The organism is Kutzneria sp. CA-103260 (genome assembly GCF_018263855.1).
Taxonomy (GTDB): domain Bacteria; phylum Actinomycetota; class Actinomycetes; order Mycobacteriales; family Pseudonocardiaceae; genus Kutzneria.
Window position 1 is genome coordinate 11,215,680 of sequence record NZ_CP073318.1, and the last position, 26,051, is coordinate 11,241,730.

The 26,051-nt window shown below is 71.3% G+C and carries 19 protein-coding genes; 14 read left to right on the forward strand and 5 right to left on the reverse strand.

Features of this window, described 5'->3' with window-relative positions; all coding sequences use genetic code 11:
* Positions 1 to 89 precede the first annotated feature (89 nt).
* From JJ691_RS50475 to JJ691_RS50490, 4 genes are all read left to right on the forward strand, one after another.
* The gene (locus JJ691_RS50475) at positions 90 to 716 is read left to right on the forward strand and encodes a helix-turn-helix domain-containing protein (RefSeq protein WP_211766461.1); all 627 of its coding nucleotides are present in this window, start codon (positions 90 to 92) and stop codon (positions 714 to 716) included.
* A 57-nt stretch (positions 717 to 773) separates the two neighbouring features.
* Positions 774 to 3,023 carry an ATP-binding protein gene (locus JJ691_RS50480; protein ID WP_211766462.1) on the forward strand — a complete coding sequence of 750 codons (2,250 nt, stop codon included), beginning with the start codon at positions 774 to 776 and terminating at the stop codon, positions 3,021 to 3,023.
* Between the two features lie 78 nt (positions 3,024 to 3,101).
* Positions 3,102 to 3,785, forward strand: a complete 684-nt coding sequence (locus tag JJ691_RS50485; RefSeq protein WP_211766463.1) for a helix-turn-helix domain-containing protein — start codon at positions 3,102 to 3,104, stop codon at positions 3,783 to 3,785.
* A 47-nt stretch (positions 3,786 to 3,832) separates the two neighbouring features.
* The gene (locus tag JJ691_RS50490) at positions 3,833 to 5,848 is read left to right on the forward strand and encodes an ATP-binding protein (protein ID WP_211766464.1); all 2,016 of its coding nucleotides are present in this window, start codon (positions 3,833 to 3,835) and stop codon (positions 5,846 to 5,848) included.
* A gap of 47 nt (positions 5,849 to 5,895) precedes the next feature.
* Here the strand turns inward: JJ691_RS50490 and JJ691_RS50495 are convergent, their stop codons facing one another.
* The 4 genes from JJ691_RS50495 to JJ691_RS50510 all read right to left on the reverse strand — a co-directional run bounded on the left by JJ691_RS50495 (position 5,896) and on the right by JJ691_RS50510 (position 10,512).
* Positions 5,896 to 6,312: a cysteine/serine endopeptidase inhibitor gene (locus JJ691_RS50495; RefSeq protein ID WP_211766465.1), complete on the reverse strand. Its 417-nt coding sequence runs from the start codon at positions 6,310 to 6,312 to the stop codon at positions 5,896 to 5,898.
* A gap of 106 nt (positions 6,313 to 6,418) precedes the next feature.
* Positions 6,419 to 7,147, reverse strand: a complete 729-nt coding sequence (locus JJ691_RS50500) for a chitinase (RefSeq protein WP_211766466.1) — start codon at positions 7,145 to 7,147, stop codon at positions 6,419 to 6,421.
* Between the two features lie 236 nt (positions 7,148 to 7,383).
* A complete protein-coding gene (locus JJ691_RS50505; protein ID WP_211766467.1) occupies positions 7,384 to 9,663 on the reverse strand; it encodes an ABC transporter permease in 2,280 nt (759 codons plus the stop codon).
* 102 nt (positions 9,664 to 9,765) lie between these two features.
* On the reverse strand, positions 9,766 to 10,512 hold the full coding sequence (locus JJ691_RS50510) for a thioesterase II family protein (protein ID WP_211766468.1): 747 nt from the start codon (positions 10,510 to 10,512) through the stop codon (positions 9,766 to 9,768).
* A gap of 306 nt (positions 10,513 to 10,818) precedes the next feature.
* Between JJ691_RS50510 and JJ691_RS50515 the strand changes: the two genes are divergently transcribed.
* From JJ691_RS50515 to JJ691_RS50550, 8 genes are all read left to right on the forward strand, one after another.
* Positions 10,819 to 12,108 (forward strand): sensor histidine kinase, encoded by a 1,290-nt coding sequence (locus JJ691_RS50515; protein ID WP_211766469.1) that lies wholly within the window; start codon positions 10,819 to 10,821, stop codon positions 12,106 to 12,108.
* Entirely contained in the window at positions 12,105 to 12,770 is a 666-nt protein-coding gene (locus JJ691_RS50520; RefSeq protein WP_211766470.1) for a response regulator, read from the forward strand. Before JJ691_RS50515 ends, JJ691_RS50520 begins: the two co-directional genes overlap by 4 nt.
* A 153-nt stretch (positions 12,771 to 12,923) precedes the next feature.
* Positions 12,924 to 13,373, forward strand: a complete 450-nt coding sequence (locus tag JJ691_RS50525) for a hypothetical protein (protein WP_211766471.1) — start codon at positions 12,924 to 12,926, stop codon at positions 13,371 to 13,373.
* A 25-nt stretch (positions 13,374 to 13,398) separates the two neighbouring features.
* Positions 13,399 to 13,719 carry a hypothetical protein gene (locus JJ691_RS50530; RefSeq protein ID WP_211766472.1) on the forward strand — a complete coding sequence of 107 codons (321 nt, stop codon included), beginning with the start codon at positions 13,399 to 13,401 and terminating at the stop codon, positions 13,717 to 13,719.
* Positions 13,720 to 13,900: 181 nt separating this feature from the next.
* Positions 13,901 to 16,510, forward strand: a complete 2,610-nt coding sequence (locus tag JJ691_RS50535) for a LuxR family transcriptional regulator (protein ID WP_211766473.1) — start codon at positions 13,901 to 13,903, stop codon at positions 16,508 to 16,510.
* On the forward strand, positions 16,507 to 18,957 hold the full coding sequence (locus tag JJ691_RS50540; protein ID WP_211766474.1) for a LuxR C-terminal-related transcriptional regulator: 2,451 nt from the start codon (positions 16,507 to 16,509) through the stop codon (positions 18,955 to 18,957). The genes JJ691_RS50535 and JJ691_RS50540 overlap by 4 nt, the downstream gene beginning before the upstream one ends.
* Positions 18,958 to 18,965: 8 nt before the next feature.
* Positions 18,966 to 21,704 carry an AAA family ATPase gene (locus tag JJ691_RS50545; protein ID WP_211766475.1) on the forward strand — a complete coding sequence of 913 codons (2,739 nt, stop codon included), beginning with the start codon at positions 18,966 to 18,968 and terminating at the stop codon, positions 21,702 to 21,704.
* Between the two features lie 865 nt (positions 21,705 to 22,569).
* On the forward strand, positions 22,570 to 23,250 hold the full coding sequence (locus JJ691_RS50550; protein ID WP_249227563.1) for a helix-turn-helix transcriptional regulator: 681 nt from the start codon (positions 22,570 to 22,572) through the stop codon (positions 23,248 to 23,250).
* On the opposite strand, the gene rfbB is transcribed toward JJ691_RS50550, so the two are convergent.
* Entirely contained in the window at positions 23,243 to 24,229 is a 987-nt protein-coding gene (gene rfbB, locus JJ691_RS50555; RefSeq protein WP_211766476.1) for a dTDP-glucose 4,6-dehydratase, read from the reverse strand. The two genes, JJ691_RS50550 and rfbB, sit on opposite strands and share 8 nt — an antisense overlap.
* Positions 24,230 to 24,443: 214 nt before the next feature.
* On the opposite strand from rfbB, the gene JJ691_RS50560 reads away from it, so the two are divergent.
* Positions 24,444 to 25,022, forward strand: coding sequence for a dTDP-4-dehydrorhamnose 3,5-epimerase family protein (locus JJ691_RS50560; protein WP_211766477.1), 579 nt, complete (start codon positions 24,444 to 24,446; stop codon positions 25,020 to 25,022).
* A gap of 140 nt (positions 25,023 to 25,162) precedes the next feature.
* Positions 25,163 to 26,035: a glucose-1-phosphate thymidylyltransferase RfbA gene (gene rfbA, locus JJ691_RS50565; RefSeq protein WP_211766478.1), complete on the forward strand. Its 873-nt coding sequence runs from the start codon at positions 25,163 to 25,165 to the stop codon at positions 26,033 to 26,035.
* The last annotated feature ends 16 nt before the right edge of the window (positions 26,036 to 26,051 follow it).

Sequence of the window (26,051 nt, forward strand, 5' to 3'; positions counted from 1 at the left end):
GGGACGTACGCAGGGCCCAGGTAGTTCCGCCGATGTGCCGCCCCACCGGCCGATGCCATTCTGCTGAGCATCACTCGACAGTGGGGAAGGTGTTCACGCTGACCATAGACACCCTCGTCGAGCCCCCGGCCACCAGGGCGGTGGAGCGGGCGCTCGGCATCGTGCACGCGGTCGCGGCCCGAGCGACGCCCGCTCGTCTGTCCGACATCGCGCGGGAGGCGGAGGTCTCCAAGTCGACCGCCCACCGCCTGCTCCGCACCCTGGTCGCGCGGCGTTTCGTGGCCCGGGTGGGCGCCGACTACTCGCTGGGGGACCGCCTGTTCGAGCTGACCGAGGACCAGACCGACCTCGACGACCTGCGGCAGACGCTGATGCCGTTCCTGGTCGAACTGAGGGAACGAACCGGCGGCGCGGTCGGCGTGGCGGTGTGCCGCAACGGCCGCATGGTGCACTCCTATCCGTTGCACGACGGGACCAGCTCGGCGCGCGTCGCGGACGCGATCGGGCGGCTTTTCGGGGGCGAGGCGGTCCAGGGGCGTCGTGACGGCGACACGGACGTGGCCGCCCCGGTGTACGGCCCGGGGAACCAGCTGGTGGCCGGTATCTGGGTGACCGGTCCGCGCGGCGTGGTCGATCCGGCCGTCGCGGCGGCCGAGGTGGCACGGGTGGCCCGCCTGGCCTCGGCCCATCTGGTCCGGCGCGCGGAACCGGGCTGAGGTCGGCCATGATGTCGATGTGAGCATCACTCCGGTCAGGACGCGGAGGTGCGCCCGGTGGACGGGACGCTGCCGGCCGAGCTGACCAGCTTCGTCGGACGCCGGGACGAGGTCGTCGACGTGCAGCGGCTGTTGGCGACGAGCCGGCTGTTGACGCTGACCGGTCCCGGCGGGGTCGGCAAGACCCGGCTCGCGGTGCGGGTGGCGGCCCGGATGCGCCGCTCGGTGCGGGACGGCGTGCGGTTCGTCGATCTGACGGGCGTGCGTGACGAGGCGCTGCTGGGCCAGACCGTGGCCACGGCGCTGGGCCTGGGCGGGCATGCCGAGGATCCGGTGGCGCAGCTGGCCGAGCACGTCGAGGGCCGGGATCTCCTTGTGGTGCTGGACAATTGCGAACACCTGACCCGGGCGTGCGCGTCGCTGGTCGGTCGGCTGCTGACCGTGCCCGGGTCGACGCGGGTGCTGGCCACCAGCCGGCACCTGCTGGACGTCGCCGGCGAGCAGGTCTGTCCGGTGCCGCCACTGCCCGTCGCGGACGCCGGTGTGCGGCTGTTCCTGGACCGCGCTGCCGCTGTGGTGCCGGATTTCGAGCTGGCCGGCGGCGATCACGAGCAGGTCCGGGCCATCTGCGCCGCCCTGGACGGCATGCCGCTGGCCATCGAGCTCGCGGCCGTCCGGGTGCGGACACTGCCGCTGAGCGCCGTCCGGACCCGCCTGGACGACTGCCTCCGCCTGCTCGTCGGCGGAGATCGTTCGGGCCCGGCCCATCAGCGGACCCTGGCCGCGACCATCACGTGGAGCTACGACCTCTGTTCGCCCGACGAACAGCTGCTGTGGCGGCGGCTGTCGGTGTTCCACGGCGGCATCACGCTTGATGCCGTGCACGAGGTGTGCGCCGATGACGACCTGCCCGGCGCGCGGGTGCTGGGTCTGGTGGACGGGCTGGTCGACAAGTCGGTCCTGCTGCCGGCGGCTGGCGAACAGGCCCGGTATCGGATGCAGGACACGGTGCGCCAGTTCGGATTCGCCCAGCTCGGCGACGCCGGCGAGCGGGAGTTGGCGCAACGGCGTCACCGCGACCACTTCCGTCGGCTGGCCCGGCGTTGCGTCGGCGAGATGACCACCAGCCAGTCCGTTGTCCACCAACGACTTGTCGCCGAGTGCGCCAACTTCCGGGCGGCGGCCCAATGGTCCGTCGAGCACGAGCCGCGGCTGGCGCTGGACATCGTGGCGTCCCTGGGGATCGGCTGGCTGTGCTTCGGCATGGTGGAAGAGGGGCGTCACTGGTTCGCCCGCGTGCTGGCCCTCGATCCGGATCCTTCGCCGCAGCGGGCGATGGTGCTGTGGGGCAACGCGATCGCGGTCACCGTGCAGGGAAACCGGTCCACTGCGACCGACCTGCTGGCGCAGTGCCGTGCGCTGGCCGACCACCTCGGCGACGACAAGTTCACCGCGATGACGGTGTTCGCCCACGCGCTGGATTCCCTGGCTGCGGGGGACAATACGGCCGCACGGGCCGGTTTCGCCGAGGCCGTGGAGCGGATCGACGCCGCCGGTGCGCTGGCCGGCACCGCATGTGTCGCCCGCGCCTGCCTGGCGTGCGCGATGATGTTCGACGGCGACATCGCCGACGCCAAGGCCGTGGCCGAGGAGGCGTTGCTGAAATGCGAGCAGACGGGTGAGCAGTGGGCGCGGTCCTACGTGCTCTACGCGCTGGCCCTGGTCGCGTGGGCTCAGGGCGACAGCGGGGAGGCGGTCGCCGTGGCCGGCCGTGGCGTGCGGGTCGCCCACCGCTTCAGTGACCTGATCTCGTTGTCGATGCTGATGGAGCTGCTGGCCTGGATCGCGGTGTCCGACGGCGACCACGAGGTGGCGGCCGAGCGTTTCGGCGCGGTGTCGCGGATCTGGCAGTTGGTCGGCGGGCGGACCATGACGGCCTGGCAGAACTTGCGGATTCCCCATGGCCGGGCCGAAGCCGAGGCGCGGGCCGCCCTGGGCGACGAGGCGTTCGAGGTGTCGTTCGGCACCGGGGTCGAGCGGGCCCTGGACATCGACCACGCGGTGGCCCACGTGCTCGGCGGCGGTGGGACGCGGCGTTCACCGGCGTGGGGACTGCTGACCCGGCGGGAGATCCAGGTGGCCGAGCTGCTCGGCGGCGGGCTGGCCAACCAGGAGATCGCCGCCCGGCTGACCATCTCCCGCCGGACCGCGGAGGGGCACGTCAACAACGTCCTGGTCAAGCTGGGCTTCAGCAGCCGGGCCCAGGTCGCGGCCTGGCTGGCCGAGCGGTGCGTAGTGGACAGGTAGTCGCCACGATGCGCGGCCCCGTCGAAAATCGACAGAATTCCGACGTTGCGACCGACCGATGTGGAGAGGGAGCTCGCCGTGACCTCAGTCGAGACCAGCAGGGTGGTCGAGCGGGCGCTGGACATCGTGGAGTACCTGGCCGCCTGTGCGGGACCGGTGCGCCTGGCCGACGTCGCCCGGCACACCGCGTTCTCCAAGGCCACGGCCTACCGGCTGCTGCGGACGCTGTGCGCGGGCGGGCTGGCCGCGCGGGACGGCGACGACTACGTCCTCGGGCCGCAGCCGGCGCGGTGGACCCGGCAGGTCAACCCCGCCGAACGTGTCCACAACGGGCTGATGCCGACGCTGATCGAGCTGTTCGACCGGACCGGCGGCGCGGTGAACGTCGGCGTGCTGCATGACGGCGTGGTGCGTTACTCGGTGGCCGTGCGGGACTGGAACTATCCGGCCGGCGAGCCCGACCGGGCCGCGCCCGAACACAGTGCCGTCGGCAAGGTCCTGCTGGCCTTCGCGGCCGCCACCGCCACCGACGAGCTCCGCGGCATCCGGGAACGCGGAGCTGCCATCGCCTGCGACCAGTGGATTCGTGGCCAGGTCGAGGTCGCGGCCCCGGTGTTTGTCGGCGACAGCGCCATCGCCGCCGTCCGCGTGGCCGGCATCCGCGGCCGGCTCGACCTGGCCACAGCCACGGTCCAGGCGATCCGCGCCGCCCGGAAGGCCTCGGCCAGCGTGGTCCCGGCTCAACGGGCCGGCTCTGCGTGAGCGAATCAGCTGGTGACTCGCCGCTGCCCGGGGAAACGAGTCGGTTCGTGGGGCGGACGGCGGAAGTCGCCGAGCTGCGGCGGCTGTTGGCGGCCAGCCGGGTGCTGACCGTCACGGGGGTCGGCGGGGTCGGGAAGTCGAGGCTGGCCGTGCGGTTGGCCGGACAGGTGCGGAGGCTGTGGCGGGACGGGATTCGGTACGTGGACCTCGGGCCGTTGGCGGCGGTGCCACGGTTGAAGGAAGGTTTGCGGGACAAGGAACTTCTGTTGGTGCTGGACAACTGCGAGCACCTGGTGCAGGAGACCGCGGAGCTGGTGTCGGAGGTGGTGGGGGCCTGCCCGGGCGTCCGGGTGGTGGCGACCAGCCGGCACGTGTTGGGAATAGCGGGGGAACAGATCTACCAGCTGCGGCCGCTGTCCATTGAGGACGAAGCGGTGGCGCTGTTCGCGGACCGGGCGGGAATGGCGTTGACGGCGCAGAACAGGGCGACGGTGGCGGGGATCTGCCGTGGCGTGGACGGGATAACGCTGGCGGTGGAGCAGGCGGCCCGGACGCGGGTGGCGGGCGAAAGCGCCGAAGACCCCATGGCGGCGACGATCGGGCGCAGCCATGGGCTGTGCACGCCGGAGGAACGGGACATGTGGGCCCGGCTCGCCGTGTTCTCGGGCTCGTTCAGCCTTGAGGCGGCCGAGGACGTGTGCGGGGACGTGCTTGACCTGGTGACGAGCCTGGTGGACAAGTCGGTGCTCGTGCTGGAGCGGGGCGGGCGGTATCGGATGTGGTCGCCGGTCCGCCGGTACGGGGCGGAGCGTTGCCCGGAGCGGTTGCGGATCGGGCATCGGGACCACTTCAGGAGGGTGGTGCTCAAGGCGAGGGAAGACTGGTTCGCCGGGTGGCAGGGCGAGGCGGTCGATGCGGTGCGGGCGGATCTGGACAATGTGCGGGCGGCGTTGGAGTTCTGCGCGAACGAGCCGGGGGAGGCGGAGGCCGGCCTGGAGATGGTGGCGGCGCTGTCGTACTACTGGATCTGTTGCGGCGCGGTGGAAGAAGGCCGGCGATGGTCGGCCCGGATGCTGGCGTTGTGTCCGAAAGCGACAGTCGATCGGGGCACGGCGTTGTGGACGTACGCGATGCTGACGACGATGCAGGGGGCCGTCGCGGTGGAGGCCGCGGAGGAGTTGGCCCGGGCGTTCGACGACGACCGGTTGGCGGCGCTCACGGACTTCGTCAAGGCCGGCAAGAGCTTTGCCACCGGTGATCACGCGGTGGCGAGGGAGCTGTTTCCGCCGGTGGCTGAGCGGCTGGCGGCCATCGGATACTCCGCGTCGGCCGTCACGGCCCTGAACGCCGCTGCCATCAGTACGGTTTTCACCGGCGACGCCGAGGCGGCGGCCGAGATCGCACGGCGGTCGCTGGACATGTGTGATCGGCAAGGCGAGCAGTGGGGCCGGTCTCTGGCCCACTTCGCGTCGGCGATGGCCAACTGGGCAAGGGGCGACCTGGATCGGGCCGTCGCTGATCTACGCCGGGGCGCACGGTATGTGCGGCGGTTCGGCGACATGCTGGCCCTGGCGATGCACGTCGAGCTCCGCATCTGGATCGCCGTCGCGGCCGGCGACTTGCCCTTGGCGGCACGGCTTTTCGGCGCGTCATCGCGGGCGTGGCCACTGGTCGGGGGGCGGGTCCTGCTCGAATCGCCGTCCTGGCTGGGCCCGCACCTGAAGTGTGAACGCCAGACCCGCGCCGCCCTGGGCCGTGACGCCTTCAACGCCGCCTACGCCCACGGTGTCGCGCAGTGCCCGGACGCCAGCGGCATTCTCGACTTCGTCTTCGGCGAATCCGCAGATCGGCCCGGCAAGGTACGCAACGGCGTCCTCACGCCCCGGGAGATCCAGGTCGTCGAGCTCGTGGCGACCGGCCTGCCCAACAAGGAGATCGCCAACCGGCTGCTGGTCACCCAGCGCACAGTCGAAACCCATGTCAACCACGTCCTGACCAAGCTCCGGCTGTCCCGCCGCGCCCAGATCACCGCCTGGGTCTCGGCCCGATCAAGGTCCACATAGGACGAAGCCGGCCCCGGGGTAACGGGACCGGCTTCGGACCGGGCGGCTCAGCTTCGGACGAACTCCCAGGTCACCGGGACGTCGCCGAGGTCGGTGCCGCCGGTCAGCTGCCGGAAGACCGGCTCGCTGACGTCGATGTGCTTGGCGTCGCAACCCGGGCACTGGTCCTTGACCGGGATGGTGACGGTCTTGTTCTTGTACTTCACCTTGACCGAGACGCCGTCGCACAGCGGGTCGTCGTTGGGGTTCGAGGATGTCCAGAAGCTCTTCGGAACCGCGACCAGCCGCTGCGACGACGCGTCGATCGGATCGCCGCAGGCGCCGAGGCCCTTGTCGTCGTAGTAGGTCGCGTTGCCCTTGACCGGCTTGTTGAACGGGACCGCGGCGTACGCGGTCTGGCCGGCCAGCAGCGGGATGGTGACGGCGATGGCGATGACGCCGAGCGCCTTGGCGAACCTGGACATGCGCGTTGTCGACCTTTCTGCCTAGTTCGGATTGCCCGCGTGCTGATGCTGCCGGCCGGGTGGCGCGGGCTTCGCGGCCCGCACCACCCGTTGCCGGATTCCGTTGTCAGCAGGTGAGATTGCCGCCGGCGTCGGCGCCGAGGATGCCCACGTACTTCTTGTAGCGGTTGACCCGGTCCTGCATCTGGTCGCGGTTCGCGCCGTTGCACTCGAGCTTGCCGTTGATGGTGCGGATCGTCTCGCCGAAGCCCTTGTTCTTGGCCATCGCGTCGTGCGCGGTCATCGAGCCGGCCCCGCTCTGGGTCATCCAGAACCACAGGCCGCCGGCCTCCCAGGCCACGTCCGCCTTCGTGCCGACCCAGTCGGGGTGGTTGAGCAGGTCGATGTGCAGCGCGTCGCCGGCCGCCTTGTAGTTGTAGTTCCAGCTCAGCTGGAGCGGGCCGCGGCCGTGGTAGGCGTTCTGGCCGGCCGGGCAGCCGTAGGACTGGCCGCGGTCGCAGTAGCTGCCCCAGGCGCTCTGGTTGAGCTCGTCGATGTACTTCAGGTCGCCGGTCTCGTGGCCCACGTTGGCCAGCAGCGCCGCGGCCTCGCGCTTCTTGGTCTTGTCGTCGCCGGTGTTGGCGAACGCCTTCCACGAGCCGAGCGCCTTGGTGAAGCCCTCATAGGTGTAGAACTTGTTCCGGTTGGGGAATATCTGGTTGAACTGAGCTTCACTCACGACGGAGGCCTGCGGCGACTGCGGCGCCGCGGTGGCCGCCGCGGTCGGCACGGACAGGGCGACGGCGCTCGCGGCGGCGACCGTGGCCAGCAGGGCCAGGACACGACGTACGGACATGCGTGTGCTCCTCGAGGTGAAGGAAGGGCGGCGGGGACCAGCGGACCCGCCCTGGGGAGTGAAAGCCGGTGCTCTCTATCGCTTCTGGACACTAACGACGCGTCCGGACGGTATTAAGCCGGTGTTTCATCCAGCGGAACATTCGCGTGGGCCCCGAGTGCGAATGCCCAGCATGCCGCCCCTGCGGTTCACCTGATCGGGGTGCTCCCGGCGCCACGCCGCGGAGATCGGGCGGGTTATTCCGTACGCAGCGAGGACATGCGCGTGACGCCGCGCAGAGTCGGCAGGGTCATCGCCGTCACCAGCAGCACCAGAACCACTGTGGCGCCGGCGAAAGCGCCGATCATGGACCAGTCGATCCGCAGCGTCAGCCCGGCCGTGCGCAGCACCAGACCGGCCAGTCCGACACCGATGCCGACCGCTACGACCACGGCCAGCACCACCGGGACGGCGGTCTGCCACAACAGGGATCGGGCCAGTGCGGATCGTGGCACCCCGGCGGCGGCCAGCATGGCCAGCGGGCGGCGGCGTTCGCGGATCTGCTCCAGAGCCAGCACCAGCATGCTGATTCCGGCCAGCAGCAACGTGAACAGCGAGGCGACGAGCAGCGCGCCGCGGACGACGACAAAGGTGTCCTGGCCGGCGCTGAGCGCGGCGCTGCCGGTGATCGAGACGTAGACCTGCCAGGTCAGGCCGGCGAGGGCAGCGGCGATCTGGTCGCCCGCGTCGGCCTGGGCGGCGTCGGTCAGCACGTAGGTCAGGGCCTGGCGGTCCACGGGCAGCGTGGTCTGGGCGGCGGCAGCCGGCGTGAGCACCACGCCGGCGCCGATGTACGGGCCCGGCGGCACCCGCATCGGTGTGGTCACGGGGGTCAGATTCGGGACTGTGTAAGCGATTTTCTCGCTGCCCCGGTGCCGGCCGGTCAGCTGCCAGATGTCGCCGGGGTTGGCCGGGTCGGTGGTGCCGGCGACGTTGACCAGGAAGCTGTCGCCGTCCACGCAGTGCGACACCGGCAGGGTGCGGGTGATCGTCGCGCAGGAGGCGGTGCTGACGGTGTGCTGGTGGTCCGCGTCGACCTGCTGCACCTGGTCGACGCGCTTGGCCGCCGGCACCTTGGCCAGGTCGGCCGTGACCTGGCCGGCGGCCGCCGCCGTGCTGAAGACGCTCACCCACTCCTCGCCCGAGGCGACCGTCGACAGGTCGTAGCGATTGGTGGCCGAGGCCAGCATGAGCTGCATCGTGACCGCGCTGGCCAGCACGACGGCGACGCCGGCGACCACGCGGGCCGGGGTTCCGCTGTCCAGTTGCAGCCGGCGGATGGCCAGCTGCCAGGACGGCGCGCCGCCACGGATCCGGTCGACGAGCCGTTCCAGCAGCCACGGCAGGATCGCCGGCACGCCGACCATCAGGCTGGTGGCTCCGATGACAACAATCGCGATCCACCAGCCAGTGGCGACACCGTGGCCGGGTTGGACCACCAGCAGCAGGACCAGGCCGAGCGCGATGGGCGCGACCCGCCACCACAGGCGGCGTCGGACCGGCCGGGCCTCGCGCACGACACCGAGCGGTTCGATGATCACGCCTCGTAGGGCGAACAACGCCGTGCCGACCGCGAGCGTCGGCACGAGTAGCACGATCAACGCCGTCAGCAGCGGGTCGGGCACGATGTCTTCGGTGAAGAAGCTCCAGCCGAGCATGTCGAACCGGGGCGCGAGTTGACGTAGACCGAGAAACACGAGGGCGCCCAGCACCAGGCCGGTGGCCGCGCTGACCAGCGACTCGGCCGCCGCGATCCGCCGCACCTGCCGATCGCCCGCGCCGGCCAGGCGCAGCGCGGCCAGCCGCCGATCCCGTTGCGCGCCGGCTATCCGGCTGCTCACCGCCACGAAGATGAGGATCGGGATGAGCAGCGCGACGCCACCGACGGCCGCCACCACCAGCAGCGTCGGGTCGGTGGAGTGCTGCCCCGGCGGCGCGCCGAAGGCGTAGACGTCGGACGCGTTCGTCGCCTCCGCGCCGCTGGTCGGCAGCGGGCCGACGCCGACGTAGAAGGCCAGGTCCGCCGGGCCGCGCAGGCCGGCCACGCCGATCGTGCCGACGACCTGCTGCGGGAACCGCGACCGCAGGCCCGCGTCCGATCGCAGCAGGTCGGCCAGCGCCGGCGACAGCACCGCCTCGTTCGGTCCGGGCAGCGCGCCGATACCGGGCGGAACCGGCGAATTCGGGCCCGTGCCGTGCAGATAGGCCCCGGTCAGCGGGACGCCTCGGTACGTGATGTCGGCCGAGAGGTACTGGGTGGGGCTGACGCCGCTGATCACTGTCGTGTCGGTCAGGCCGGCGTTGACCCGCGCGTCCATGCGCGCCATGACGTTGCCGAACGAGGCGAACAGCAGGAGCAGAGCGGTGGCCAGGCCGATGCCGACCGTGCCGAGGGCCAGCCGGGTCCACGACGTCCGACCACCCCCGACCGCCAGCCGGACCCCGAGGGCGAAGTCGTGCGGCCACCCGGCAGTCATGAACTCCGCTCCGCCGCTCGCTGTCCGTCCATCGTGGACTCACTATACATGAGGCGTATACATCGCGTTTATAGCGGCGCTCTCGACCCCTTGGCCGGCGGCTCAGGCGCCCAGCGCGGCGGTGATGGCCTGGGCGAGGCGGGGCAGTTCGTTGTTGAGGTAGAAGTGGCCGCCGGGGTGGGAGGTGATGGTGAACTCGGTGGTGGTGTGTTCCCGCCAGGCCTGGGCTTCCTCGGCGCTGACCTTGGGGTCGTCCTGTCCGAAGTGGACGTGGATGGGCGTGGACAGCGGGTCGCCGGGCTGCCAGCGATACGTCTCGGCGGCCCGGTAGTCGTTGCGCACCACGGGCAGGATCATGCGCAGGATCTCGTCGTCGGCCAGGACTTTGGTGTCGGTGCCGGAGAGTGCCTTCATCTCGGCGATGAGGGCGTTGTCGCCCTTGGTGTGCACGGATTCGTCGCGGTGGCGGGAGGGGGCTCGGCGGCCGCTGACGATGAGGGCGCGGGGCACGCTGCCCTGGGCCTCCATGCGGCGGGCGACCTCGAAGGCGACCGAAGCTCCCATGCTGTGGCCGAAAAGGGCGAGGGGGCGGTCGGCGAGGGCGAGCACGGGCTCGAGCGCGGCGTCGGCCATGGCGGCGATGGTGGTGAGGAACGGTTCGGAGCGGCGGTCCTGGCGGCCGGGGTACTGCATGGCGACCACGTCGAGTTGGGGCGAGAGGGCCTGGGCGAAGGGGAGGTAGGCGGTGGCGGCTCCGCCGGCGTGGGGGAAGCAGATCAGCCGCACGGCGGCGTCCGGCGCCGGTTGGTAGCGCCGGGCCCACAGGTCGTTGGTGACGCTCGCGGTCATTTCTCGCTCCTTGCCACGGATTCGCTGTCCAGTCAGCGATACAACATGCCGGTGCCGGGCGCAATCACACCGGACATGATCCAGGTCAACCCCTAACGTGGTGGATACTCAGGTGGTGGGCGCGGCCCGGGACGAGTACGGGAATTCGGCCGGAACACCGCGTGCTTTCCAGGAACCCCCAACAACTTTCCGGGAACCCCCAACAAATGGACCCGGCTTGGGTCGTTGTCGGTCGGCGACGTGACGAACATCGCGCACCGTGATCGGGCTTCTACATAGTGCGACCGGTCACTACGATGGTGCGTCGTGACGCGAACGAAGGCAGCTGTCCGCCACCCGGCTTCGGGTCCGGACCACCCGGGCATGCTGCCGGCCGGGCTGGCCGGCCATCGCACCGGCCGGCTGGACGAGCCCGATCGCGCGACGCGGTCGGTCCGGGACATCGCCGTCGACCTGCTCTGCGTGCTGGTGTCGCTGGTCATCGGCGCGTTGTCGCTGCTGATCTCGTCCCCCGACGACCCGTTGACGCCGAGCTGGGAGGTCAGCATCGCGCTCGGGGTGGCCGCCTCGGTCGCGCTGTGGTGGCGCCGCCGGTTCGCCGTCTCGCAGGCGCTGATCCTGATCGGGCTGTCGGCCTGGTTCCTGACCGTCGGCGGCGCGAGCGTGATCGCCCTGTTCACGGTGGCCGTGCACCGCAAAACCAAGCCGGTCGTGTGGCTGACCGGGTTGTCGCTGGTGGCCAGCCTGGTCCAGTACCGGGTGCAGCCGCTCGACCCGGACACGCCCCTGGCCTACTGGCTGGCGGTCCTGATCAACTCGCTGCTGTTGGTGCTGGCCGTCGGCTGGGGCATGGCGGTCCGGGCCCGCCGGCAGCTGGTCGTGTCGCTGGCCGAGCGGGCCTACCGGGCCGAGACCGAGCAGGAGCTGCGGATCGGCCAGGCCCGGATGCGGGAGCGCGAGCGCATCGCCCGGGAGATGCACGACATGCTCGCGCACCGGCTGTCCCTGCTCAGCATGCACGCCGGCGCGCTGGAGTTCCGCCCGGACATGCCGGACGAGGAGCTCAGCCGGGCGGCCGGCGTCATCCGGGCCACCGCCCACCAGTCGCTGCTCGACCTGCGCGAGGTCATCTACGTGCTGCGTGAGCCCGGCGAGGGCGAGGAGGACCTCGTGCTGCGCGAGCACACCCTGGCCGACCTGCCCGAGCTGGTCGAGGAGACCCGGCAGACCGGCACCGAGGTGCGCTACGACGAGCGGTTGGCCGACGTCGGCGAGGCGCCCGCCCAGCTGGCCAGCACCGTGTACCGGATCCTCCAGGAAGGCCTGACCAACACTCGCAAACACGCGCCCGGATCCGCCGTGCGCATCCAGGTGCTCGGCGGTCCCGACGACGGCGTCACCCTGGAGATGGTCAACCCCGTCGCCGGTGATCGGCCGCGCCCGGACCGCCTGGACCCGGCGGGGTCGGTGCCCGGCTCCGGCTCGGGCCTGCACGGCCTGGGTGAGCGGGCCTCGCTCGCCGGCGGCCGGCTCGAGCACGGCCGGACCACCGGCGGCGAGTTCCGCCTGTGGGCCTGGCTACCCTGGCCGTCATGAGCGAGCTGCCGAACACGCCGATCCGCCTGCTTGTGGTCGACGACGACCCGCTGGTCCGGGGTGGCCTGCAGGCCATGCTCGGGGGCGCCGCCGAGCTGGAGATCCTCGGCGAGGCGACCAACGGCGTCGAGGCGCTCAAGGCCGTCGAGGCGCTCAAGCCCGACGTGGTCCTGATGGACATCCGGATGCCGCAGATGGACGGCCTGACCGCCACCCAGAAGCTGCGGGCCCGGGAGAACCCGCCCGAGATCATCATCCTGACCACTTTGGACACCGACGACCACGTGCTGCGGGCCCTGCGAGCCGGCGCCAGCGGCTTCCTGCTCAAGTACACGCCGCCGGCCGAGATCGTCGCCGCCATCAAGCGCGTCGCCGCCGGCGAGCCCATCCTCTCGCCGACCGTCACCCGCAAGCTCATGAACCACATCTCCGACGACTGGCAGCCCAACCGCCAGCAGATCGCCAAGGACCAGTTCGCCCAGCTCTCGACCCGGGAGCAGGAGGTGGCCAAGGCCATCGGCGAGGGCAAGACCAACGCCCAGATCGCCCAGCAGCTGTTCATGAGCGTGCCCACGGTCAAGGCGCACATCACCCGCATCCTGACCAAGCTCGACTTCAACAACCGGGTCCAGATCGCCCTGCTCGCGCACGACGCGCAGTGACCGGCCACGACGTGCGGTGACCGGGCGACCGGGGGACAGCCGACCGCCGACCGGCGGCTAGACCAAAGTCGGTATCCGGCACCTACGGAAGGTGCGGTCGGCTGTACCGAAGCCCGCTGTGGCGACCATGGTCCGCGCCGCAGACTCAAGTCCATGACCGGATTCACGTCGCAACCGGGAGGACCCGTCGACCGGGCCGAGTACATCGGCACGACGACGAGTTTCCTGAGGTCCACCACCAAGGTGGACTACGCCAAAGCGATGATCAACCAGAAGGTGCTGTTCCCGCATCGCGGGACCGCGATCCTGCACGGTGATCGGCTGGTGCTCACCGACTGGGGCGGCGAGGGCAGCGACGTGAGCATCTACCCCAGTCAGATCGCCAGCATCAGCAACGAGTTCACCCAGCACTACGACCGCCTCATCGGCGGCGGGGTGCGGAAGTTCGGCGCGCCGATCATCCTGCACCAGACCGACGGCGGGGAGATCTACCTCCTGCTCAACTACCGCTGGTTCTGGGAGCGCACCGACAACGTGCGCTGGTTCGCGATGCTCACCGAGTGGCACAAGGTCGCTCGCAACACGTCCCGCGGCTACCACTGACCTTCACGTTTTTCAGGAGAATACTGTGGACAACGGCCTCTGGGTCCAAGCCCTGACGATGGCCATCTCGGTCGGCCTCGGCATCGCGCTGCTGCGCATGCTGCTCGCCCTGCTGGGCCTGGTGTCTTCGTCCGGCAAGCTCACCCGGCGCTCGCAGCACAACAAGACGCTGGCCCTCGCGCACATCTTCGGCATCGCCGGCTACGGCCTGGTCACCTACGCCCAGCTGGTCTACGTCGGCACCAAGTACCAGATCCCGATGGACGCGGCCGCCGTGGTGTGCCTGCTCATCAGCTGGACCTCGGTGATCGTGATCGAGCGCCGCATCCGGCGATCCGTCCCGTGAGACCCGCCCCGGGGCGAGGCCGGCAGTGAGCCGGCCTCCCTTTTTCGACACCGTCGAGGGGGGAACGGTCGCGATGGTTGTCCCGCCAGGCAACCATGAGCACTCCTCCGTTCACCGTCAGGTCACGTCGAGTCACGTTTTATCTAGTTATACTGCCAAAACTGGGGAGATCAGCGCGGCGATGACGATGGATTCGCGTGACTTCGAGGGGGACTCGATGGCCGGCACCATGGTGTTGCCCGGCGGTCCCGAGCTCGTCGCCCGGGAGGAGCAGCTCGCGGCGGTGGCGGACCGCCTGGCGCGCACCCGTGAAGGCCAGGGCGGACTCGTGGTCGTCCAGGGGGGAACCGGGACCGGAAAGACTGCCTTTCTTCACCTGTTGTGCCAGCTCGTGGCCGATGACTGCACCGTGCTGCTGGCAGGATGCCACCAGGGCCAGTCGGGACTGTCGCTGGCTGAACAGGTCGCGGCGGAGGCGTGTGACCACTTGAGTGAGCAAGCACCGCAGGCGTCGTCGGGCATCGCCCCGTACGCGCGGCTGCGGGTGCTCACCGGGCCGGTGATCCGGCTGGCCGAGCGTCGGCCGGTGCTGGCGCTGATCGACGACGCGCAGTGGTGCGACCAGGATTCCTTGGCCTGGCTGAACTTCCTGGCTCGCCGGGCCGCGGGCGCCCCGGTGCTGGTGGTGGTCGCGCAGACCGCGCACGGCCCGGTTGACGCCGCGGAACTGTTGTCGGAGGCGGCATCCGCCTCGGACAGTACGATCCTCACATTGCCGCCGCTCGACGACGGCGCCGTCGCCGAGCTGCTGCAGCGGGCGTTCGGCGAGCCCGCGGCGCCGGCGTTCACCGAGCTGTGCCGGACGTTGACGGCCGGCGTGCCGGCGATGCTGCTGCGCCTGGCGGCCGTGCTGCGCGCGTCCGGGATCTACCCGGTCGACAAGCATCTCGATCAGGCGATGCGGGTCGGCAGCGCGGCGCTGGCCCCGGTGCTGCCGCACTGCCTGTTCGGCTCGACGCCGAGCACCGTGGCCGTGTTGCGGGCGGTCGCGGCGCTGGGCGTCGCCGACATCGAGCTGGTGGCGGCGCTGTCCGGGGTCTCGGCCCGGGACGCGGCACAGGTGGTTGACGAGCTGGACCGCCGGCTCGCGCCCGGCCCGGTCCGCGACGCCGTGCTGGCCGCCGCTCTGACCGAGTTGTCCGGTCCGGATCGGACCCGACTGCTCGACGGCGCCGCGACGCTGCGGGCCGACGCGGGCCTGGCGCCCGCGGCCCCGGTCGTGTCGGGCGGGGAAAACCCTGCCGCCGCGGCAACTCCCGGTGACATTCTCCCCGACCGGGAGCTGTCCGCGGCCCTGGCCGCCGAGACCGACCCGCTGGCGCTGTCACGAGTGCTGCTCGGGTTGGTCGGCGGGTCGATCACTCCGATGTGGAGCCCGATCGCCGTCGAGCTGGCCACCCACACGGTGACCCGGCTGTCCGGTGAGGATTCCTCGGCGGTCGCCGCGCTGGAGCCGGTGCTGCTGATGCTGCGGTCCCAGGCCGACACCTACATGTCCCGCTTTGTCATGGGAGACTGGGCTGCCCCGGCCTCGACCCGGCGCGCGTCGGCGGCGCGGGCCTGGGCGGCGACCTTCGGTGGTCACGACGCGAAGCGCGCGGCCCAGGACACGCGGCACGCGCTCGGCGCCGGCATTCGCGGTCTCGGTGAATGGTGGTGGTGGACCAGCACGAACGTGCTGCATGCCGCTGACGAGACCGACGCCGCGCTGCGGGTGATCACCGCCCGGGTCGACGACGACAGTGTGTCGGATCCGGCGTGGATGCGCTGCCAGAGCCTGGCCTTCCGCTCGCTGATCACCCTGGACGCCGCGCAGCTGGGCGACTCGCTGGACGACGCCCGCCGGGCCATGGCCATCGCCGAGGGCGAGGGCCTGCAGTCCCGTGGCGCGATCGCCCGGATCGCGCTGGCCCTGAACCTGTTGGCCCGCGGCGATGTCGACCGCGGCCGGATGACGCTGGCCCAGATCGACCGTGACTCGCTCAGCGACCGCCCGATACTGGAGATGCGCTACCTGGTGGCCGTCGCGCGGCACCGGTGGATGTCCGGCGACCACGCCGGGGCGGTCGACGTGATGTGGGAGTGCGAGCGGCTGCGGGAGTCCGTGCGCATCGACAACCCGGTGATGGCGCCGGCCTGGCTCGACCTGGTGTGCGGGCTGTCCACCCTCGGCCGCGGGCGGGAGGCCGGCGAGCTGGTCGACTGGGCCGAGGAAGGAGCCCAGCGCTGGGGCACCGCACACGCCCTCGGCGCGGCCGCCCTCGGCCGTGGCCTGTTGACCGGCGGCAGCGACGGGCTCCGGTCCATCGCCGAGGCGGTCACGCTGCTGGCCCGGTCGCCGGCGCGCCAGACCTACTGGCGGGCCAAGAGGATTCTCGGCAACCGCCTGGCCCGGCAGCGCGACGGCGGCGCGCCGCGACGCCACCTGCACCGGGTCGCCGGGCCCGGCGCCGAGCACAGCATCGTGTCGTCCGACCGCCCGACGCCGGAGCGTCCCACGACCGAGCGGCAGGCCGCCGGCGGGCACCGGCCGGCGTCGGGGCCGACGGCCGACCGGATGCTCAGCGAGTCCGAGCGCCGCATCGCCGCCCTGGCGGCCGACGGTCACACCAACCGGGAGATCGCCGTCCGGCTGTGCGTCCACGTGCGCACCGTGGAGGCGCACCTGACCAACGTGTACCGCAAGCTCTGCGTGAGCGGGCGTCGTGAGCTCCGGAGACGCCTGGCGTGAGCGACACCGCGACGATCGAGGGCATCGTGACGGAGGTGCGCGCCGGCGGCAGCCGGGTCGTGCACATCGGTGGCCCGCAAGGCAATCCGGCCACGCCCGCCGTGGCTGGGCTGGTGGCCGCGTCGGTGGAGAGCGGTTTCCAGGCCGTGCGGGCGGCCGGCTCGCCGGCCGAGACCGGCCTGCGTTTCGGGGTCGCGTCACAGATCGTGCTGGCGCTCGGGGCGACGCCGGTCAAGGACGACCGCGCCGCCGTGCGTGCGGTGCACGCCCATGTGCTGCCGGCGGTGCGCAAGGGGCCGCTGGTGATCGCGGTGGACGACGCGCAGTGGCTGGATCCCGAGTCGGGCTGGTGGCTGCGCGCGCTCGCCCGCCGCGCGCGGACCCAGCCGCTGCTGATCGTGCTCGGCAGCACCGGGGCGCGGGTGTCGGTGTTCGACGACGACCCGGCGGCCCGGTCGGTCTGGCTGGGCCCCGGCGCCGGCGCCGTCGAGCCGGTGCTGGACGGGATTCCTGGCGACGTTCTCCGTCTCCTGCAAGCGATCGCGGTCGCACACGGCCGGCTGGAACTCGACCTCGTGCGGGAACTGGCCGGGTCGGGCTCGATGCCGCGCGCCGCGCAGCTGGATGCCGCGCTGCGCACCGGCTATGTCACGGACGGCCGGCGCGGTCCGACGGCGGCGAACCCGGCCGTCGCCGAGGCGCTGCTGGAGTCCATGACCGGCGCGGACCGGGCCGACCTGTGCACCAGGGCGGCCGAACTCTCTTACCGCGCCGGGCTTTCCGAGGCCGACACCGCCGCCTTCGTGATCAACGTGCCGCCGATGCGGGCACCGTGGGTGGTGCGCGCGCTGCGGCAGGCGGCGGCCGATGCGCGGTCCCGAGGCGAGCACGAGTTCGCCGCGCGGCTGCTCGAACGCGCGCTGGCCGAGCCGGTCGACGAGACCACCGAGGTGCGGCTGCTGGCCGAGCTGGGCGAGGTCCAGTTGCACACCGCCTACGAGCTCGGGGAGCGCCGGATCGCCCGGGCCCTGCTCGGCGCGGGCGGCGACCGGCTGGCCCGCACCATGCTGCGGGCGGCGGACGTGCTGAGCCTGCACCACTGCGCCGACGCCGGCCGGGACGCGATCGCCAAGGCGTGCGGGCGCGACGACCTCAGCCGGGCCGAACGGGACGGGCTGGTGGCGCTGCACTGGCTCGGCGAGAGCGGCATGCCGAGCCCGCCCCGGCCCGGCACCAACCCGGTGCCCGAGCTGCCCGACCTGCCTTCCGACCCGGCGCAGGCCGGCGTGGCGGCCTGGCGCCGGGCCGCCAACGGACGCAATCTCCGGGCGGTCCGCACCCTGGCCGGCGCGGCGCTGGACGGCCAGGCCGTCACCGAAGCCCTGCTGGCGCCCCGGATCTGCGCGGCCAACGCGCTGGTGCTCACCGACGACGCCGACCTGGCCGGGCGGGCGCTGTCCGAGGTGCTGCGCGAGGCCCGCCGCCGCGCCATCCCCGTCGCCGCGGCCAGCGCGCTGCTCAGCCGCTCACGCCTGCAGCTGGCCACCGGCCGGTTCTCGGCGGCGCTGCGGGATCTGGCCGCGGCCAAGCGGGAAGTGCGCGACGACCGGTGGCCGCCGATGCTGCTGCCGTCGGTGGTGGCCACCGAGATGATCATTTACACCGTGCTCGGCCGGCACGAGGAGGCCGAGCGGGCGGAGGCGACCCCGCCGGCCCCGGCGGCCGAGCGCGGCTACGGCTGGACGCTGTTGCTGTTCGCGATGGGACTGCGGCGGATCTCGGCCGGGGTGGACGTCGCCAAGGGTCGTGACTATCTGCTGGAGGTCGGCCGCCGGCTGATGTCCCGGCAGTGGGACAACCCGGCGCTGCTGCCGTGGCGCTCCACGGCGGCACTGGTCAGCCAGCACAGCGATTCCATCGAGGGGCTGATCGAGGGCGAGCTGGCCGCGGCGCACGCGTGGGGCACCAACAGCTGCCTCGGGCAGGCGCACATGAACGCCGGGGTCGCCCGCCGCGACGCGGCCTCGCAGGGCCACCTGCGCGCGGCGGCGGCGCTGCTGCGCGACTCGCCGGCGGACACACACTACGTGCGCGCGTTGCTGGAACTGGCCACGCTGCACGCCGACGAAGGCGACTGGGCCGAGGTCGGCCACCTGCTGGAGGAGGCCGGCGACCTGGCCGCGGACCTCGGCTGGGACACCGTGGACCTGCGGATCGCCGAGCTGAGCTCGCGCCGCGCGGCCGCCCTGCTCGGCGCCCGCCACTCACTGTCCGAAGTGGAGGCGAAGGTGGCCGGGATGGCGGCCGACCGCCTGCCCAACGCGGTCATCGCGCGCCGCCTGTCCATGAGCACACGGGCGGTGGAGGCCCATCTCACCGGCGTGTACCACAAGCTTGACATCCAGGGCCGGGGGCAGCTCGGGTCGGTGCTGCGGAAAGCTGAGTAGGTGCGTTGATGCTGTTGGAGAGAACCGACGAGCTGGCGCTGGTGGACGAGGCGCTGGTCGGCGCGACCCACGGGCACGGCAGCTCGGTGCTGGTCAGCTCCTGGATGGGGGGCGGCAAGTCGGCGCTGCTGGAGGAGATCGCGCAGCACGGCCTCGACCACGACGTCACCGTGCTGCGGGCCAGCGCGGCGCGGGCCGAGCGTGACTTCGCCTTCGGCCTGGTGCACCAGCTGTTCGAGCGCGACGACCTGCTCGGCGAGCACGAGGAGGCCGACCCGGCCATCCTGCACGAGCTGTTCACGGCGCTGGTGGCCGACGCTGAGCGGCGCACCACCCTGCTGCTGGTGGACGACGTCCAGTGGGCGGACGCGCCGTCGCTGTCCTGGCTGTGCTACCTGGCCCGCCGCATCGACCGCGCGCCGGTGGTGCTGGTGATGTCCACAAGGGACGGTGACCCGGACGCCGAGCAGGTGGCCGTGCGCGAGTTGGCCCGCACCGCGACCGTCGTCACCCAGCTGCGGCCGCTGTCCCCGGACGGCGTCGAGACCGTGGTGCACGAGTACTTCGGCCCGATGCGGGACAACGCCTTCGCCCTGGCCTGCCACTCGACCAGCGGCGGCAACCCGATGATGCTCACGCTGCTGCTCAACGGGATCCGCACCGAGCACCTGGACCTGGACGCCGACCGGGTGGACGCGGTCCGGCCGGTCGCGCTGGGCGGCTGGGTGCTGGCGGCGCTGCGGGCCCAGCCGGAGTCGGTGCGCCTGGTGGCCAACGCCCTGGCGATTCTGGGCGGGGACGCCGACCTCGACCTGATCGCCCGGCTGACCGAGTTGGACGCCGTCGAGTGCGCGTCGGTGCTGCGTTCCCTGTCCCGCCTGGGTCTGCTGTCCTCGAAGCGCCCGGCCCGGCTGCTCAACCGCGCGGTGGCCGAGGTCGTCGAGGAGGCGATGTCCACAGAGGACTATGAGCGGCTGCACCTGCGGGCTGCCGCCGCGCTCGGCGAACGCACCGGCACCGCGGAGCAGATCGTCGAACACCTGTCGTTGGTGACGGTGCCGCACGAGCAGTGGGCCGTGGACGTGCTGCGGATGGCCGCGCGGGCGGCGATCGGCCGCCGCAACGGCGACGTCGGCCGCGGCCACCTGCGCCGGGCCCTGCTGGTCAGCCCGCCGGAGAGCACCACCCGGGCGGAGATCCTGATCGAGCTGGCGGCGGCCAACCGCGCCGTGGACCAGGCCGCGGCCGTCCGACACCTGCGACAGGCGCTGCCCATGCTGACCTCGGTGCAGGACCGGGCCCAGGCGGTGGTGGACATCGTGCCGGTGGTGGTGGACTGGGCCGCGCCGCCGACGGTGGCGCTGGTGCACGGATTCACCGGGCAGCTGCCGGAGTGCGGCGAGCCGGGCGGTGTCGACGAGCAGCTGGCCATCAGCCTGCGGGCCCGCGCGCTGTACTCGATGCTCGGCGACGCGGTCGCCCAGCCGACGGTGCTCGACGAGCTGGCCCGGTGCGACGGCCAGTACCCGGCCGAGACCGTCGCCGACCGCGAGCTCGCGGCCGTGCTGCTGCACGCCGGCACGATCACCCAGCGGCTGACCGCGGCCCAGGTCGGCGCGGCGGTGACGCCGCTGCTGGCCCGGGAGCACGTTCGCCGCGGCTACCCGGGCACCGCGGTGCCGCTGGTGGTGTCCTCGGCGATGGCCGCCGAGCGGCACGACATCGTGCGGTCGTGGCTGACGCTGGCCATCGAGCGCTCCCGCATGCTCGACGACATCGAGGATCGTCTGCTCCTGCTGAGCCAGCTCGCGCTCAACACCGCCCACAGTGGACAGCTCACCGACCTGGTCCGCCACGCCACCGAGGCGGTGGAGCTGGCCGGCTCGCCGGACCTGGCCGGCGCCACCGGCTTCCTGGAGTCGCTGAGCCTGGCGGTGCTGCACCTGGTCGGGGTCGGCGACCACACCGCCCTGATCGAACGGGTGGCCGCCGCCTACGACACCCGCCCGGAGGAGTCGCTGACCGTGCGCCACCGGTGCGCGCGGCAGCTGCTGGCCTCGATGCTGGCCACCCCGCACACCACGCGGGCCGCGGTGGAGCGACTCCAGGACTCCGGCCGCCAGCTCACCCAGCTGGGCTGGACCAATCCGGCGCTGCTGCCGTGGCGGATCTGGCTGGCCCGAGCGCTGTTCCGGTTCGGTGACGTCGACAGCGCGTCAACCCTGGTGGAACAAGAGGTTTCGCACGCGCGGGCCTGGGGTTCCGCGGTGCCGCTCGGCCGGGCGTTGCGGGCCGGCGCCCGGCTGACCGAGGGGCCGCGCGGCATCGAGTTGCTGCGTGAGTCGATGGCCGTGCTGTCGGGCGGGCCCAACCGCTACGAGCTGGCCAAGACCCTGACCTCGCTGGGCGACCGGCTGCGCACGGTGGACCAGGTCGAGTCCGAGCAGCGGCTGCGCGAGGCCGTGTTCGCGACGGCGGCCAGCAGCCAGGGCTGGCGGCCGGCCGGCGAGGAGGACCCGCGCACCGGCCGACCCACCGAGGCGGCCAAGCGGGCCGGACTGACCGCGACCGAGCAGCAGGTGGTGGACCTGGTGCTGGGCGGCCGGGCCAACGGGGAAATAGCGGCCGAACTCGGCGTGACGCGCCGGGCCGTCGAAAAGCACTTAACCAAGATTTATCGGAAACTTGACGTTGACGGCCGCTCCGGTCTCCTGATCGCGTTCGCGGAAGCGAAAGCGGGCCAATAGGGGTTCGCGTAATAGGGGTTGGTCGGCGGCCGGGCGGTCCACACGCCGAGTTATATGGCTGCCTGTCGCGGCCGCGGCCGGGGCCTGGAGCGATTCCAGGATTTCGCCGACGCGGTCGGCGACCCCGTACGCCCAGGCCAAGCCGGCCACCTCCCGGGCGGTGCTGGCCGCGGCGAGGACGCGGCCGTCGCCGACCTGGTCGACTGGCTGCCCGACGCGGCCGACTTCCCCCCCGGGACCTCATCCAGTTCGACCACGGGAACGTGCCCAGCAGGGGCGGCGACCGGACCCGGCTGGACCTCGGCCGGGCCCACCGGCCGGCTCCGCGAGGGCGGTCGGCGGGCCGTCCGGCCAGGCTGCCGGCGATCCGAACCGTGGGCGGGGCCGCCAGAACTACTCTCAGTGTGTCGTGCCCATTTGTTCACCCACTCTTTGAACGGACGGCCGGCCGCCGAACGGCCCGCCACCGAAGCGAAACGGACGCCGCGCGGTTTTCCCCCTTTCTCCGGCGCTGCGGCACCCGGGCGGTGACCACTGCTCCGTTTGGCCGCCCCCGTAACGCGGTCACGTCACGTTTTTGCAGGTCAGAGGCGCTTTGTAGCGGGCCTAGTGGGTGGGTGGGACCGGGAGTAGGGGTTCCTGAGGGGTTCCGTACCTGGCCGGTCGGCAACACTCGCAACGGTCCGAACCATTTCACTTTCGGACCGAACCTGTAGCCAACCGGCTACAGGTCACATTGACTTCTTAAGAGGCCCGAAGGTACCTTCGGATCAGAGAGTTGAAATGTGTGAGCCGGCCTTTCGTCTTACGTTCACCACATGTGCTGGCTTGAATATTTTTAAGCTTAGTGGCTTGGGGGCTGCGAATGAGTAACGGACAGGTCTTAGAGGCGATGCCGTCCACCGTCGACATCGACGACGGCTACGAGCACATCTTCAAGTCATTCTTCGAGCGCTATGGGATGTGCATGGCGGTGCTCGACCGACGGCTGCGTGTGCAGATCGCGAACTCCGACCTGCTGGAGCAGCTCGGCACGGATCCCTCGGAACTCAACGGCCAGCAGCTGCACGACTACTTCCATCCGTCGGTCCGCACGCACCTGCGCGGACAGTTCCGCCGGCTCGTCGAGGGCTACCGGACCCGGTTCACCGACCGCGTGGTGGCGATCCCGCTGGGCAAGCCCGCCTTCTCCGGCGAGCTGACCAGCATCGCGGTGCAGACCGACATCGGCCAGATCAGCAACATCATCACCTTCATCCGGCCGGAGCGGGTGGCGACCGACTCCCAGCGGGCCATCGCCCAGAACAAGAAGCTGCTGAGCAAGCTGGACGCCCGGATCCTCGAGGGCGTGGCGATGGGGACCGGCACCGTGCGGCTGGCCAGCGACCTGTTCCTGTCCCGGCAGGGCGTCGAGTACCACGTGAGCACCATGCTGCGCCGGTTCAAGGTGCCCAACCGGGCGGCGCTGGTGTCGAAGTCCTACTCGATCGGCATCCTGTCGGTGGGCGTCTGGCCGCCGCACGTGCCGGCCGAGTACATCAAATGAGGGCTGCTCGCTTCTTGAGCGGCTCCCACCAGTCGCGGTTCTCCTTGTACCAGGCCACGGTGTCGGCCAGGCCCTGCTCGAACGGCACCTGCGGGGCGTAGCCCAGCTCGGTGGAGATCTTGGTGATGTCCACCGAGTAGCGGCGGTCGTGGCCCTTGCGGTCAGCGACCTTCTCCACGTAGCTCCAGTCGCGGCCGGTGGCCTCGAGCAGCTTCTCGGTGAGCTCCTTGTTGGTGAGCTCGGTGCCGCCGCCGATGTTGTAGATCTCGCCCGCCCGACCCTTCTCGGCGACGAGCTGGATGCCGCGGCAGTGGTCGTCGACGTGCAGCCAGTCACGCACGTTGAGGCCGTCCCCGTACAGGGGCACCAACTTGGCGTCGATCAGGTTGGTGACGAACAGCGGGATGACCTTCTCGGGGAAGTGGTAGGTCCCGTAGTTGTTGGAGCAGCGCGTGATGCACACCGGCAGGCCGTGCGTGCGGAAGTAGGAACGGGCGATCAGGTCCGAGCCGGCCTTGGCCGCCGAGTACGGCGAGTTCGGCTCCAGCGGGAAGGTCTCGGGCCAGGAGCCCTCGTCGATGGTGCCGTAGACCTCGTCGGTGGAGATGTGCACGAACTTGCCGACGCCGGCCTCCAGCGCGCCCTGCAGCAGCGTCTGTGTCCCCAGCACATTGGTGCGGATGAACTCCACGGACCCCTGGATGGAGCGGTCGACGTGGGACTCGGCGGCGAAGTGGACGACGACGTCCACGCCGGCCATGAGCTTGCCGACGAGTTCGGCGTCGCAGATGTCGCCATGCACGAAGCGCAGTCGGGGATTGTCGGCGACGGGGGCGAGGTTCGCCCTGTTGCCGGCGTAGGTCAGCTTGTCCAGCACGACGACCTCGGCGTCGGCGTAGGCCGGGTAGTGACCGCCGAGCACCTTGCGCACGTAGTTGGACCCGATGAAGCCGGCCCCGCCTGTGACCAGGATCTGCATGGTTCAGCTCTCTTCGTTGGTGTGCAACAGAGATGTGATGCCGCTGACGTCCACATCGGACAGTCGGTCGCGGGTGAGGAGTGCCGTGACGTCGGCGGTAGTGTGAGACGCGGAGATCCGGTCACCGCCGGCTACCAGCCGGGAACTGGCAAAACACTCACACCGGCTGTGCTGGCGGCCGCCGGGGTTGTGAGTCCGGCTACCTTTCGTGCTCATGAAGGTACGTGAACTCGCGATCGAGGGCGCGCTCGAATTCAGCCCGACGGTGTTTTCCGACAAACGCGGGCTCTTCGTTTCCCCGCTCCAGGAACCGGCCTTCTCGGACGCGACCGGAGCGCCCTTCCGGCTGGCCCGGACCTTTCACAACACCTCGCACCGCGGGGTCGTGCGCGGCATCCACTTCACCACCGCACCGCCCGGCTGCGCCAAGTACATCCACTGCGCCCGGGGCCGGGCGCTGAACTTCGTGGTCGACCTGCGGGACGGCTCGCCGACCTTCGGCCGGTGGGACGCCGTCGACCTCGACGAGGTGTCCTACCGGGCCATCTACCTGGCCAGCGGCCTCGGCCACGCCTTCGTCTCACTTGAGGACGACACCAGCATGGCGTTCCTGTGCTCGGCCCCGTACCGGGCGGACGACGAGCTCTCGGTCAACCCGCTGGACCCGGAGATCGGCCTGCCCGTGCCCGCGGGCATCGACCCGGTGCGGTCGGACCGGGACACCGTCGCGCCGACCCTGGCGCAGGCGCTGGCCCAGGGCCTGCTGCCCAAGCTCGCGGACTGCCGCGCCTGACCGGCCGACCGTGAACCGGTCCGGATTTTGGGGGTTCGACCAGACTCGGACCGCTCGCCGGCCGGATGACCGCTCTTGGCGCCGATGATCGCACCCGCTGGACCAAGCACAGATCGCCGACAAGACGGTAGGTACGGGCAGTGAAGGGAATCATTCTCGCCGGCGGCAGCGGAACGCGTCTGCACCCGGCGACTCTCGGGGTGTCCAAGCAGCTGATGCCCATCTACGACAAGCCGATGGTGTACTACCCGCTGTCGGTGCTCATGCTCGCCGACATCCAGGACATCCTGCTCATCTCGACGCCGACCGACCTGCCGCTGTTCGAGCGCCTGCTCGGTGACGGATCCGAGCTGGGCCTGCGGATCAGCTACGCGGTGCAGCCCAGCCCGGACGGCCTGCCGCAGGCGTTCACCATCGGCGCCGACCACATCGGCGACGACTCGGTGGCGCTGATCCTGGGCGACAACGTCTTCCACGGCCCCGGTTTCTCCGAGCTGCTGGCCAACACCGCGCGCAGCCTGGACGGCGCGGTGCTGTTCGGCTACTCGGTGGCCGACCCGGAGCGCTACGGCGTGGGCGAGGTGGACGCCAACGGCAAGCTGATCTCCATCGAGGAGAAGCCCGCGCAGCCCAAGAGCAACCGCGCGATCACCGGGCTCTACTTCTTCGACAACGACGTCGTGGAGATCGCCCGCGGCCTCAAGCCCTCGGCCCGCGGCGAGCTGGAGATCACCGACGTGATCCGCGCCTACCAGGCCCGCGACAAGGTGCACGTGGTCGACCTCGGCCGCGGCTTCGCGTGGCTGGACACGGGAATGCACGACGCGCTGCTGGAGGCCTCGCAGTACGTGCAGACCCTGCAGAACCGGCAGGGCGTCGGCATCGCGTGCCTGGAGGAGATCGCGATGCGGATGGGCTTCATCAGCGCCGACGAGTGCTACCGGCTCGGCGAGAAGCTGGCCAAGTCCGGGTACGGCAAGTACCTGATGACCGTCGCCGGCGCCGGCGCCTGAGAGGAGGACAAACCCC